This window comes from Microbacterium sp. B24 (assembly GCF_000333415.1).
Classification (GTDB): Bacteria; Actinomycetota; Actinomycetes; order Actinomycetales; family Microbacteriaceae; genus Microbacterium.
Genome location: NZ_BADB01000367.1, coordinates 1 through 12,893 on the forward strand (window position 1 = coordinate 1; position 12,893 = coordinate 12,893).

14 protein-coding genes are annotated in these 12,893 nt (G+C 70.5%); 11 read left to right on the forward strand and 3 right to left on the reverse strand.

What is annotated here, in order from left to right:
* The 8 genes from I5I_RS09485 to I5I_RS09520 form a co-directional block, all read left to right on the forward strand.
* Positions 1-329, forward strand: a 329-nt coding sequence (locus I5I_RS09485) for a cytochrome P450 (RefSeq protein ID WP_036318723.1), incomplete at its 5' end; no start/stop codon positions are given.
* Positions 326-538 carry a ferredoxin gene (locus I5I_RS09490; RefSeq protein ID WP_036318725.1) on the forward strand — a complete coding sequence of 71 codons (213 nt, stop codon included), beginning with the start codon at positions 326-328 and terminating at the stop codon, positions 536-538. The genes I5I_RS09485 and I5I_RS09490, both read left to right, overlap by 4 nt.
* Positions 535-1,773, forward strand: coding sequence for an NAD(P)/FAD-dependent oxidoreductase (locus tag I5I_RS09495; RefSeq protein ID WP_051039550.1), 1,239 nt, complete (start codon positions 535-537; stop codon positions 1,771-1,773). The genes I5I_RS09490 and I5I_RS09495 overlap by 4 nt, the downstream gene beginning before the upstream one ends.
* Before the next feature lie 11 nt (positions 1,774-1,784).
* Entirely contained in the window at positions 1,785-3,218 is a 1,434-nt protein-coding gene (locus tag I5I_RS09500) for an aldehyde dehydrogenase family protein (protein WP_036318729.1), read from the forward strand.
* A gap of 44 nt (positions 3,219-3,262) precedes the next feature.
* Positions 3,263-3,973: an MFS transporter gene (locus tag I5I_RS09505; protein ID WP_051039551.1), complete on the forward strand. Its 711-nt coding sequence runs from the start codon at positions 3,263-3,265 to the stop codon at positions 3,971-3,973.
* An 11-nt stretch (positions 3,974-3,984) separates the two neighbouring features.
* Positions 3,985-4,551, forward strand: a complete 567-nt coding sequence (locus I5I_RS09510; RefSeq protein WP_187289933.1) for an MFS transporter — start codon at positions 3,985-3,987, stop codon at positions 4,549-4,551.
* 107 nt (positions 4,552-4,658) lie between these two features.
* Positions 4,659-6,083 (forward strand): MFS transporter, encoded by a 1,425-nt coding sequence (locus I5I_RS09515; protein WP_051039552.1) that lies wholly within the window; start codon positions 4,659-4,661, stop codon positions 6,081-6,083.
* 139 nt (positions 6,084-6,222) lie between these two features.
* Entirely contained in the window at positions 6,223-7,134 is a 912-nt protein-coding gene (locus I5I_RS09520; RefSeq protein ID WP_036318736.1) for an SDR family oxidoreductase, read from the forward strand.
* A 151-nt stretch (positions 7,135-7,285) separates the two neighbouring features.
* On the opposite strand, the gene I5I_RS09525 is transcribed toward I5I_RS09520, so the two are convergent.
* Positions 7,286-8,206 carry a DUF808 domain-containing protein gene (locus I5I_RS09525; RefSeq protein WP_036318739.1) on the reverse strand — a complete coding sequence of 307 codons (921 nt, stop codon included), beginning with the start codon at positions 8,204-8,206 and terminating at the stop codon, positions 7,286-7,288.
* A 142-nt stretch (positions 8,207-8,348) separates the two neighbouring features.
* On the opposite strand from I5I_RS09525, the gene I5I_RS09530 reads away from it, so the two are divergent.
* From I5I_RS09530 to I5I_RS09540, 3 genes are read left to right on the forward strand one after another with little or no spacing between them, the layout of a single operon-like run.
* Complete coding sequence (locus tag I5I_RS09530) at positions 8,349-9,866, forward strand: MATE family efflux transporter (protein ID WP_036318741.1); 1,518 nt, start codon at positions 8,349-8,351, stop codon at positions 9,864-9,866.
* Positions 9,863-10,165, forward strand: a complete 303-nt coding sequence (locus I5I_RS09535; RefSeq protein WP_036318744.1) for a DUF427 domain-containing protein — start codon at positions 9,863-9,865, stop codon at positions 10,163-10,165. The genes I5I_RS09530 and I5I_RS09535 overlap by 4 nt, the downstream gene beginning before the upstream one ends.
* 47 nt (positions 10,166-10,212) lie before the next feature.
* Positions 10,213-11,010 carry an alpha/beta fold hydrolase gene (locus I5I_RS09540; RefSeq protein WP_036318747.1) on the forward strand — a complete coding sequence of 266 codons (798 nt, stop codon included), beginning with the start codon at positions 10,213-10,215 and terminating at the stop codon, positions 11,008-11,010.
* A 127-nt stretch (positions 11,011-11,137) separates the two neighbouring features.
* On the opposite strand, the gene sufU is transcribed toward I5I_RS09540, so the two are convergent.
* Both sufU and I5I_RS09550 read right to left on the reverse strand, forming a co-directional pair.
* The gene (gene sufU / locus I5I_RS09545) at positions 11,138-11,599 is read right to left on the reverse strand and encodes a Fe-S cluster assembly sulfur transfer protein SufU (RefSeq protein ID WP_036318749.1); all 462 of its coding nucleotides are present in this window, start codon (positions 11,597-11,599) and stop codon (positions 11,138-11,140) included.
* A gap of 1 nt (position 11,600) precedes the next feature.
* Positions 11,601-12,872 (reverse strand): SufS family cysteine desulfurase, encoded by a 1,272-nt coding sequence (locus I5I_RS09550; RefSeq protein ID WP_036318752.1) that lies wholly within the window; start codon positions 12,870-12,872, stop codon positions 11,601-11,603.
* Positions 12,873-12,893 lie beyond the last annotated feature (21 nt).

Genomic DNA, 12,893 nt, shown 5'->3' on the forward strand with positions numbered 1-12,893 from the left:
CCCGGACGGCCACTCGGGACACCGAGATCCGAGGCGTCCCCATCGCCGAGGGAGACAAGGTCGGCCTGCTGTACTGCTCGGGCAACCGCGACGAGACGGTCTTCGACGACCCCGCGAGGTTCGACCTCCGCCGCGGCCGCTCGCCGCACGTCGGCTTCGGCGGAGGCGGCGTGCACTACTGCCTCGGCAACGGTGTCGCCAAGACGCAGCTGCGGGCGATCTTCAACGAGCTGCTGAACAACACCGACGGCATCGAGGTCGGCGAACCCGATTTCCTCGTCGGCAACTTCATCAACGGCGTCAAGCACTTGCCGGCGAGGGTGTCATGACCGGGCTGCGGGTGATCGTCGATCGTTCGCGGTGCAGCAGCATCGGCCTGTGCGAGTCGGTCGCGCCCGACTATTTCGAGATCGGCGACGACGCGCAGCTGATCCTGCACCGCGAGGAGGTGTCGCCGGAGGACGAGCGCGACGTCCGCGAGGCCGTCCGCTCGTGCCCCGCCGCCGCGCTCACCCTCATCGAGGACAGCGAGACATGACCCGCCGCCTCACCGTCGTCGGCGCCTCACTCGCCGGGTTGCGTGCCGTGGAGAGTGCGCGGGAGCACGGCTTCGACGGCGAGATCGTTCTCATCGGGGACGAGATGCACGCCCCGTACGACCGTCCGACCCTCTCGAAGGCGTTCCTCACGTCGGGGGAGGATCCGGTCGAGTATCGGTCTCTCGCGCAGATTCGAGAAGATCTCGGGGTGCGCCTGCTCCTCGGACGGAGGGCCACCGGGTTGGATGCCGGGGAGTCGGTGGTCCGCACCGATCAGGGCGACGTCGGGTACGACACCCTGATCGTCGCCACCGGAGCGTCCCCGCGTCGGTTGCCCTTCGGCCACGATCTGGCGGGCGTGCACACCCTGCGCACCCGCGCCGACGCCGACCTGCTGCGCTCCGCGCTCGTGCCGGGAAGCCGGCTTGTGGTCATCGGAGGCGGCTTCATCGGGTCGGAGCTGGCATCGTCGGCCCGCGAGCGGGCGGTCGACGTCACGATCGTCGAGGGCGCTCCCGTTCCCCTCGTGCGCGCCGTCGGCGCCGAGCTCGGACGCGTGTTCTCCGATCTGCACGCCCGCAACGGCGTTCCCCTGCTGTGCGATGCCGCCGTGGCGGGGGTGCGCGGCGTCGCGGGTCGCGTGTGCGCCGTCGACCTCGCTGATGGCCGCTCCCTGCCGGCCGACGTCGTGGTCGTCGGCATCGGAGCCGTCCCGGCGACGGACTGGCTGAAGGGCAGTGGCATCGCGTTGGCTCCCGACGGGGGCGTGCTGTGCGATGAGCGCCTCGCGACTTCCCTTCCGGACGTCTACGCGGCCGGCGATGTCGTGTCGTGGCCGAACGCCCCGCTCGCGGGCGGCGTGACGCCGACCACGCGGCTGGAGAACTGGACGAGCGCGTCGGACCAGGGTCGCCGGGCGGCCGTCAACGCGCTCTTCCCCGAGGATGCCGAGCCGTTCGTCACGGTGCCCTACTTCTGGAGCGACTGGTACGGATCGCGCATCCAGTTCGTCGGCACCGCCGACGCCGAGGAGGTCTCGTTCGTGTTCGGCGACCACGACAGCGATCGCTTCGCCGCCCTCTTCCGCTCCGGTGACCGACTCGTCGGTGCCGCGACGCTCAACGAGCCGCGCAAGGTCATGAAGTACCGCCGTCACATCGCGCTCGGCGGGTCGTGGATCGACGCGCTCGCCCTGATCTCGGATCCCGCCGTCTCCTCCAGCCCCGCCTCTTGAAAGGAACAACCATGTCACTCCTCCTTCCGCAGCTCGATCTCGCCTCCGTCACCATCGGCGGACGCGAGGTGACCACGGCCGACAGCTTCGAGGTCATCAACCCCGCGACGGGTGAGCCGTTCGCCGTCGCGCCGAACATCACCGCCGCGCAACTCGACGACGCGTTCGCCGCGGCGAACACCGCCCAGCTGACCTGGCGCAAGGACGAGCAGGGACGGCGCGCCGCTCTGCGCGCCGCGGCCGACGCGATCGACGCGGCGGCGCCGACCTTGGCCGGCATCCTCACGGCCGAGCAGGGCAAGCCGCTCAGCGACGCTCTCAGCGAGATCGGCACGGCGACCTACTGGCTGCGCTACTACGCCGAACTGGAGATCCCGAAGGAGATCGTCCAGGACGACGACAACGGCTACGCCGAGGTGCTGCGTCGTCCGCTCGGTGTCGTGGCAGCGATCACCCCCTGGAACTTCCCCATCGTGCTGGCGATGTGGAAGATCGCGCCGGCACTGCTCGCGGGGAACACGATGGTGATCAAGCCGTCACCGTTCACGCCGCTCACCACCCTCGCGCTGGGCGCCGTCCTGCGGGACGTGCTTCCGGCGGGCGTGCTGAACGTGGTCAGCGGCGTCGATCCGCTCGGAGCGTCGATGTCGGCGCATCCCGTTCCGCGCAAGATCTCCTTCACGGGCTCGACCGCGACCGGCAAGAGGGTCGCGGCCGCCGCGGCCGACGATCTGAAGAGGCTGACGCTGGAGCTCGGCGGGAACGATCCGGCCATCGTGCTGCCGGGAACGGATGTCGCCGCCATCGCGCCGTCGCTGTTCTGGGGGGCCTTCGGCAACAACGGACAGATCTGCCTCGCGGCCAAGCGGGTCTACGCCCACGAGAGCGTGCACGCGGAGCTCGTCGAGGCACTCGCCGAGATCGCACGCGGTGTGCGCGTCGACGAGGGCACGGTCGAGGGCGCGCAGCTCGGGCCCATCAACAACCTGCCGCAGTACAACCGTGTCTCCGAGCTGGTCGCGGACGCGCTGAGCAACGGCGCACGTGCGGCGGCGGGCGGTCGACGTATCGACCGCCCGGGCTACTTCTTCGAGCCGACGATCCTCGACCGCATCGACGACGGCATCCGCATCGTCGACGAGGAGCAGTTCGGTCCCGCGCTGCCGGTGGTGTCGTATTCGTCGGTCGAGGATGCCGTCGGTCGGGCCAACGCCAGCATGTACGCCCTGACCGCGTCGGTCTGGGGGAGCGACCTCGACGAGGCGTACGCGGTCGCCGGGAGCATCGACAGCGGTCAGGTGTCCATCAACAGCCACGGCGGCGCGGTCCTGCCGCACCTGCCCTTCGGTGGTCACAAGTGGAGCGGCATCGGCGTCGAGAACGGGCCCTGGGGTCTGTACGGCTTCACCGAACTCCAGGTCATCCAGTCGCCGCCGCGCGGCTGACCGCGACACCCGTGACCGTGCATCGAAATCCGAAGGACTGACCGGTGCCCGGCGGTGAGGGCGGCGGCGAGCGTCGGATGCCACGAGAGATCCTGACCGTGTCGTTCATCGGCTTCGTCGTCACCCTCGGCTTCGGAGTGATCGGCCCGTCGCTCCCCGCGCTCGGCATCGAGTTCGGTGCCGGCACGACATTGATGAGCCTTGCGATCAGCGGGTTCGCGGTCGCGCGCCTCGTAACGAACCTCGGCTTCACGGTGTTCCTCGGCGGCGTGCGACTGCGCACCGTCCTCTGGGTGGGGCTGATCTTCCAGGCGGGCTGCAGCGTCGTCGCCGCGGCGGCGACCGACTACACCGGGTTCATCGTCTTCCGGTCGCTGAGCGGGGCGGGCAGCGCGGCGTTCACAATCGCCTCGTCCGCGCTGCTGCTCGCCCTCGCCCCGTCGCACGCACGCGGCCGGGCGATGAGCGTGTTCGCCGGCGCCACCGCCCTGGGCACGGTGTCCGGACCCGCCGTCGGAGGTCTGTTCGCGGTCGTCGATCCCCGCCTGCCGCTGCTCGTCTACGGGGGCGCGCTGGCCGTGGCATCCCTCGCCGCGCTCGTCCTGCTCCGAAGCGCGCGTCACATCACGGCGGCGCGGGCCGTCGTGGCGCCCGAGTCGGCGTTGGCGGGCGGCGCGGCCGAGCGGGCGAGCGCGGCTGCGGGTCGCGACTGCTCGGGGCGCTCGCCGCGGACCGGCTCTTCGTCGCCGCGGTGATGTGCCAGGTCGTGGGCGGATGGGTGTTCTACGGGATGCGGACGACCACCGTGCCGCTGCAGCTCGCCGGCATCGGCTATGCCGTGGGTCTCATCGGGCTGCTGCTGTCGGCCGGGGCGGTGGCGCAGCTGATCGGCTCCGGCGCGGCCGGGGTGCTCTCCGACCACAGCGGTCGCGTGCGGCCGCTCGTCGCCGCCCTCGCGCTCGCCGCGGCGGGGCTCGCGCTCCTCGGGGCGACGGGTGACGTGACCGTCGTGCTCGTTGCCTTCGTCCTCCTGGGTCTGGCCGGCGGCGCGGTCGCCTCCGTCGGGACCGCGTTGCTCGGCGACTCTCGCTTCGGGCGGTCGGGACGGGGCGTCGGCATCTTCTGGGTCGCCAGCGACATCGCGGCGATCTTCGGGCCGCTCGTCAGCGGTCTCGTCGCGGAACACGCGGGCTTCGGCGCCGCGTACGCGGTCGCCATCGCGATCGTCCTGTTTGCCCTTGCCGTCGTCGCGCGCGCCCGACGCGCCGACGGGTGGAGTCGAAGGAGAGGAGGGCTCGAGCCGGGAGCGCCGGGGCGACCGGAGCTCGGCTGAGGTACGCAATCCCGCGCGCAGCACCGCGCGCACCACGTGAACCGCGGCCGTCCGCGCACCCCGCCCGTCGCGGAGGCGGACACCGCACAGACAAAGGAGTCATTCACATGAGTTCATCGCAGACACCTGCTCAGACCAACACCTCGGATCTCATCAGCGCGCGGATGGATCGCATCCCGCGCCTGACGCGCAGCCACATCCGGGCGCTCGTCATCCTCATCGCCCTGTTCATCTTCGACCTCATCGACATCGGCACCCTCGCCACCGTCGCGCCCGCCATCCGCGCCCAGTGGGGGCTGTCGATCGAGGCCCTCGGGGTTCTGACGTCGACGACGTTCGTCGGCATGGCGATCGGCGCGATGGTCGGAGGCCGGGTCGCTGACCGCATCGGTCGGCGTCCCACTCTCATCACGGCGGTGTTCATCTTCTCCGTCGGCTCGCTGCTCTCGGCGCTCGCCACCGGGCCCGAGTTCCTCGGCATCGCGCGGATGGTCACCGGCGTCGGGATCGGCGCGACCAGCGGCGGCATCTTCGTGATGGTCTCCGAGATGTTTCCCAAGCCCCTGCGCGGACGGATGATGGCGATGACCTACGGCATCGCGGGGCTCAGCGGCCCGGCGATGTCGTTCCTCGCCCTGCTGGTGATGCCGACGGGCAACTGGCACATCATCTTCCTGGTGGGATCGGGCGGTTTCGTGTTCGCCCTGCTCGCGCTGAAGTTCCTGCCCGAGTCGCCGCGGTGGCTCGCCTCACGCGGTCAGGGCGAGCGGGCCGACGCGCAGATGCGCGTCTTCGAGGCCGAGTACGAGAGCCGGCACGGCGCGCTTCCGGAGCCGGTGGTAATGGATGCGCAGCCTGCCACCCGCGGCGCGTTCTCGGACCTGTTCCGGCGTTCGGTCGTCGGCAGCACCATCGTCGCGAGCTTCCTGTTCCTCATGGCGACGGTGCTCAACTACGGACTCATCGCCTGGTTCCCGGTCGTTCTGATCGAGCGAGGCTATCCCACGCAGGAGGCGTACTCATTCCTCTTCGTGATGTCGTTCGCGACGGTGCTCGGTGCGCTGCTGTCGAGCACGATCATCGACCGGTTCGAGCGGAAGCGGGTGATCACGATCGCCGCCATGGTGCTGGCGGTCTGCTACCTGGTCATCGGTTTCGTCGACAGCGTCCCGGTGCTGTTGACGGTCGGGTTCGCGGCGAGCTTCATCCACAACGGCATCACGACGACGGTCTTCGCCTACATGCCGGAGATCTTCCCCGTCGCGATCCGTGGTCAGGGCACGGGCTTCGCGAACGGCATCGGCCGTCTCGGCGGCATCGTGAACTCGCTGCTCATCGGCGTCATCATCGCCGCCTTCGCCACGGAGGGCCTGTTCGTCTACCTCGCCGCGATCTGCATCGCGATGTCGATCGGCGCGGTCTTCGGGCCGCGGATGGGCATTCGCGAGGCGCGCCGCGCCCTCCTGCGCGAGCGGGCGGACGAAGCCGCGGCGGCTCCCGTCGGGGCCGTCACACCCGTCCGGGCGGAGTGATCTTTTCTCGGCATCCCCTCCGCGCGCGGGCTCGAGACCCGATCCGGGCCCGCGCGCGGTTCCACCCACCACATCGATCGCACCATCCCGGAACACGAAACCCCGCCACGAGATCCCGCCAGACGAAGGAGCACGACCCGTGAACGAGAACGACCTGCTGTACCGACCGGGCCTCTTGGCGGACCAGCGCATTCTGGTGACCGGCGGCGGAACCGGGCTCGGGCTCGTCATGGCCGAGGCCTTCCTCCTGCTCGGCGCCGACGTGGTCATCTGCGGACGCCGCCGCGCGGTGCTCGAGGCCGCCGCGGACGACCTCCGCCATCGCCACGGCTGCGCCATCACCGCCGTGGCGTGCGACATCCGCTCGCCTGAGGAGATCGACGCGATGCTCGACACGATCTGGGCCGACGGACCGCTGTCGGCTCTCGTCAACAACGCGGCCGGCAACTTCCTCAGCCGGACGGAGGACCTCACCCCCGGCGGGTTCGATGCGATCTCGCGCATCGTCTTGCGCGGCGGCTTCCTCGTCACTGCGGCGTGCGGGCGACGGTGGCTGCGCGACGGTCTCGCCGCCTCGGTCGTGTCGATCTTGGCATCGTGGATCGACGGAGCGGCGCCCTACACCGTGCCGTCGGCGATGTCGAAGGCCGGGATCGAGATGATGACGCGCTCGCTCGCCGTCGAATGGGCGCCGCGCGGCATCCGGCTCAACGCCATCGCGCCGGGCGCGTTTCCGACCGAGGGCGTGCAGGCGCATCTGCGATCGGGCGAGCCGGCCCTCGAGGAAGGCGGCGCGAACTCCGGCAACCCGATGGGGCGCAACGGGCGTATGACCGAGCTGGCGAACCTTGCCGCGTTCCTCGTGAGCCCGGGGGTCGACTACCTCACCGGCCAGACCATCGCGATCGACGGGGGTGATCACCTCGTGCGGATGCCGGGACTGAGCGAGCGTGCCTCGTGGTCGGACGAGCAGTGGCGCGCGGAGCGCGAGAGCGTGCGCGCGTACGACCGCACCCACCGCACCCACCGCACCCACCGCGACCAGCCCTAGGCCGCGCCGCCGCGCCCACACGCGAGAAACCATATCCGCAGCGAGAAACCACGGCGCCGACGGTTTCTCGGAATGGATGTGGTTTCTCGGCCGCGGCGCCGCGGGCGCTCGGCCGCGCCCGCTCGGCCGCGGGGCCGCGGGGTCGTCGCCGTCAGTCGGTCTCGCCGTGGGGCGCGCGGTGCCCCTCGCTGAAGCTCAGGTTGCGACCGAACGCCTTGCCGATCACGAGCGCGATGCCGACGATCACGAGCCCGACGCACAGTCCCGCGACGGCGGACACGGCCGTGTCGCCGATCCACACGACGACCGGGCCGAGCGGTTCGAGCGCGTGCTCGACGGCGTGCAGGAGCTCGACCGGGGCATGCCAGCCGACCTCGCCGAGGTTGGCGAGCACGAGATGGCCGCCCACCCACAGCATCGCGACGGTGCCGACGATCGAGATGACGCGGAAGACCGCGGGCATCGACCGCACGATGCGGGTGCCGGTGTGGCGCACGCGTACCGAACCGCTCTTCGCCATCTTCAGGCCGATGTCATCGATCTTCACGAGCAGTGCGACGGCGCCGTAGACCAGCGCCGTCATGGCGAGTGCGATGACCGCGAGCACGGCGAGCCGCAGCCAGAAGTCGAGATCGGGATCGACGTTCGACAGGCCGATCAGCATGATCTCGGTCGACAGGATCAGGTCGGTGCGGATCGCGCCCATCACGAGGCGCTTCTCGTCACGCCCTCCCTCGTCGTCGTGACCGCCGTGGTGGAAGCCGAACCACTCCAGCACCTTCTCGGCGCCCTCGAAGCAGAGGTATCCGCCGCCGACGATGAGCAGCCACGGCAGCACCCACGGTGCGAACGCGGTCAGCAGCATCGCGATGGGGATGATGATGAGGAACTTGTTCGCGAGCGACCCGAGGGCGATGCGACCCACGACCGGAAGTTCCCGCGCGGGCGAGAGCCCCTGCACATACTGCGGGGTGACGGCCGCATCGTCGATTACGACGCCTGCGGACTTGGCCGACGCCTTCAGCGCCGCGCTGAGGATGTCATCGACGACGGCGAGCAGACCTACGGACATGCCTGCAACAGTACCGGCCGCGCCGAATGCGACCGACGGATGCCGGGCCTTGCGCTTCTCGAATCGATTCGATAGCCTGGAATCCGGCGCTCCCGTGAGGAGCGCCTTTCGCCGTTTCCGCCCCCGTCTCGAACCCGGCCGTATGTCACGTTCTCTCACCACCGGTAGCCCCTGGCGCGTCATCCTCGCCTTCGCGGTGCCCCTGCTCATCGGCAACGTCGTGCAGCAGCTGTATCAGTTCGCCGACGCGATCGTCGTCGGGCGCCATCTCGGCGTCGATGCGCTCGCCGCGGTCGGCGCGACCGGCAGTCTGCTGTTCCTGCTGCTCGGGTTCGCCTGGGGCCTGACGAGCGGATTCGCGATCCCCACGGCGCAGGCCTTCGGCGCCCGCGACGTCACAGCGGTGCGCCGCTCGGTGGCGGCGGGCACGATTCTCACCGCGATCACGACGATCGTCCTCACCGTGGGCGCGCCGCTGCTGGCCGGACCCGCCCTGCACCTGCTGCAGACGCCTCCGGAGCTGATGGACGAGGCGACGGTGTTCGCCCAGGTCAGCTTCCTCGGTGCCGGTGCCATCATGGGCTTCAACTACCTCTCCGCGATCATCCGGGCGATCGGCGACTCGCGCACGCCGCTGGTGTTCCTCACGATCGCCTGCGGACTCAACGTGGTGCTCGTCATCGTCATGGTCGGGCCGTTCGGTCTGGGCGTGGCCGGCGCAGCGCTGGCGACCGTCGTCTCGCAGGCGCTGTCGGTGATCCTCTGCCTCGTCTACGTCCGCCGTCGGCTGCCCGTCCTCCACGTGCAGCGCGCCGACTGGCGCATCACGCGAGCCGATCTCGTCGAGCACCTGCGACTCGGCCTGCCCATGGGGTTCCAGGCGTCGATCATCGCCATCGGCACCCTGACGGTGCAGGTCGCGCTGAACACCCTGGGTGCCGATGCGGTCGCCGCCTACACGACGGCTTCCCGCGTGGACGGCCTGGCCGTGGCGCTCCTGCAGTCTCTCGGGCTCGCGGCATCCATGTACGCCGCCCAGAACCTGGGGGCGCGCCGCCCGGATCGCATCCGTCGCGGCGTCGGGCAGGCGATCTGGATGGCGCTGATCGCCGCTGTCGTGCTCGGCGCACTGCTCATCACGTTCGGCGCGCCGCTCGTGCGCCTGTTCGTCGGCGACGGCAGCGACACCGTCGTGCGGTTGGCCGCGCTCATGCTGCTCATCAACGGCGCGAGCTACACGGCGCTGGGCGTGCTGTTCATCCTGCGCGGCACGCTGCAGGGGCTCGGCAGCACCGTTGTCCCGACGGTGACCGGGCTCGTCGAGCTGGCGATGCGCGTGGGCGCGGCGGTCGTGCTCGGCCACATCTTCGGGTTCGTCGGCGTCGTCTGGAGCAACCCGCTGGCCTGGGTCGGCGCCAGCGTCATCCTCATCCCCGCGTACCTGCGCGCCCACCGGGCGCTGGAGCGCATGCCGGTCGACCCCGCCGAACCGACCCTCACCACCCCGATCGCCGTCATCGGCCCCACCGACGGGTCGATGGTCGTGGATGCCGTGGTCACGCAGCCCATCCCGCTTCCGCAGCAGCCGGCCGCCGACCTCGTTGCGGGCCGCGTGCGACGGTGGAAGGGTGGGATGCGAGCGAAGCGGAGGACGCGATGAAAGCTGTTCTGGGTGATGTCACGGTGGCCGAAGCCGACCGCGATGACCTGATCTCCATCGAAGGAAACTGGTACTTCCCGCCGTCGAGCGTGAACTGGGACCTGCTGCAGGAGAGCCCCACGCCCTACACCTGCCCGTGGAAGGGCGAGTGCCAGTACTACTCCGTGCGCTCCGGCGACGAGCTGCTGGCCGATCGCGCCTGGTCGTACCCGACGCCGTACGAGAGCGGCATCGCCCGCGTCGGCAAGGACTTCTCGGGCTATGTCGCGTTCTGGAAAGAGGTCCGCGTCGAGGAGTGACCGGCCGCGGCGACCGGGGCCGCCGAATCGACGGCAGGATAGACACCGTGACCGCGCCGCTTCAGAACCTCACGCAGATGCCCGACCCGCAGTACCTGATGGTCGGCGACGGCTACCGCATCGCGACGTACTCGTGGGGTGACGAGGACGCACCCACCGTCGTCGTCGTGCACGGGTTCGCCTCGAGCACGAAGGACAACTGGGTCGCGACGGGGTGGGTGCGCGACCTCACCGCCGCCGGCTATCGGGTGCTCGCGCTCGACCAGCGCGGCCATGGCGCCAGCGACAAGCCGCACGAGCCCCGCGCGTACGACATCCGCCAGCTCGCCGGCGACGTCGAGACAATGCTCGACACCTACCTCGTCGACGAGGCGTTCTACGTCGGCTACTCGCTCGGCGCCCGCGTGGGATGGGAGGTCGTGCAGGACATCGCCCCGCGCATCCCGCGGGCCGTGCTCGGCGGGGTTCCCGACGGCATCCCGCTGGCGCGGCTCGACCTCGACCAGGTGCGCGCGCTCATCGCCGACGGCACGCCGGTCACCGATCGCGTCACGCAGAACTACATCGCCCTCACCGAGCGCGTGCCCGGCAACGACCTGCGGGCGCTCCTCGCGATCGCCGAGGGCATGCGGTCATCGAAGACCGTCGACCCCGACCCTGCCCATGCACCGCAGCAGCCGGTGATGTTCGCGACGGGATCGCTGGACGGCATCATCGAAGGCTCGAAGACGCTTGCGGCCGCGTGCCCGCAGGGACGCTTCGTCGAGATCCCCGACCGGCACCATTTCAACGCGCCCGGCTCCCGCGTCTTCCGCGGCGCCGCGCTCGAGTTCCTGGGCTCCTGACCCCTCCCTCTCCCTCTCCTTCTCGCCGAGCCGCGACGCTTTTCGCGAGCCGCTACGCCAGATCCTGGCGGCTGGCGCAGATCGTGGCGGTTCGGCAGCCGCCCCAGGCAAGGGGTGGGGGCGGGCGTCAAGCCTTCGCGATGGCGTCTTCCAGGGCGACCCAGGCGAGCATCGCGCACTTCACGCGTGCCGAGAACTTCGACACCCCCGACAGGGCCGCGGCGTCGCCGTAGACCTCCTCGTCGAGCTCGAGCGTCCCGCGCGAGCGCAGCGCCTCACGGAACCCCTCGATCAGCTGCAGGGCCTCGGCCCGGCTGAGCCCTTCCTCGGCGACGAGGTCGGCGAGCATGGATGCCGAGGCCTGCGAAATCGAGCAGCCCCGACCCTCCCACCGCACGTCGGCGATGGTCTCGCCGTCGACGCGGGCGCGCAGCGTGATCTCGTCGCCGCAGACGGGGTTCTTCTGGTGCGAGGTGCCGATCGTGCCGACCGTGGCGGGGGCGTCGCCCTCGTCGGTGAGGCCGAAGTGCTGCGGGTGCTTGGAGTGATCGAGGATCAGCTCACGGTAGAGGGCGTCGAGATCGCTCATGTCAGACTCCGAAGTAAGGGCGGATGCCGGCGACGGCCTCGATGAGACGGTCGACGTCGTCGGTGGTGTTGTAGAGGGCGGCGCTCGCGCGAACGCTGGCCGTGACGCCGTAGCGCGAGTGCAGGGGCGCGGCGCAATGGTGGCCGACGCGGACGGCGATGCCCAGCGCGTCGAGGTACTGGCCGGCATCATGGGCGTGCACGCCGTCGACGTCGAAGGCCCACAGCCCGACCCGCTCGACCCCGGCGGCGTCGCCGAGCAGGCGGATGCCGGGGATCTCCGCGAGGCCCGCGTGCATGCGCTGAGCGAGCATGCCCTCGTGGGCATGGATGCGATCGAGGCCGATGTCGTCGAGGTAGCGCACGGCGGCGGCCAGCCCGATCGCCGGTCCCACGGGCTGCGTTCCGGCCTCGAAGCGCTGCGGCGGAGGCAGGTACTCGGCGCGATCGAGCGTCACGGTCGTGATCATCGAGCCGCCCGTGAGGAACGGCGGCAGCGCCTCGAGCACCGGTGTGCGTCCGTACAGTCCGCCGACACCGTACGGGCCGAGCATCTTGTGTCCGCTGAAGACCGCGAGGTCGACGCCGAGAGCGGGCAGATCGAGCGGCAGGTGCGGCGCTGACTGGCAGGCATCCATCACCGTGATCGCGCCCACGCCCTGAGCGAGCGCGATGAGCTCGGCGACGGGGTTCACGATGCCGAGGACGTTCGAGACGTGCGTGAAGGCGACGACGCGGGTGCGCGCCGTGATGAGGGACGCGGCGGAATCCATATCGAGCGTGCCGTCGTCGTGGGCGGGGATGTGTCGCAGCACGGCGCCCGTGCGAGCGGCCAGCTCCTGCCACGGGATGAGGTTGGCATGATGCTCGATCGCCGTCGTGACGATCTCGTCGCCCGGCCGCACCAGCCCCGCATTCCCGATCGAGTATGCGACGAGGTTCAGGCCCATCGTGGCGCCGCTGGTCCAGACGAGCTGCTCAGGCCGTGCGCCGACGAATCCCGCCACGGTGGCTCGGGCGTCCTCGAACAGCTCGGTTGCCTCGGCGGCCAGCGTGTGCGCCCCACGGTGCACCGCGGCGTTCGCGTGCGTGAGGAAGTCGCGCTCGGCGTCGAGCACCGCGAGCGGCTTCTGACTGGTGGCCGCGGAGTCGAGATAGGCGAGGGGGTGACCGTTGACCTGCTCGGCCAGGATCGGGAAGTCCGCCTTGATCGCGGAGGCGTCGAGGGTCGCCGCAGGCGCGGCGGAAGCGGGGGACGCGGTCGCGGAAGTCACCCCTCTAGGCTACGCCCCGGC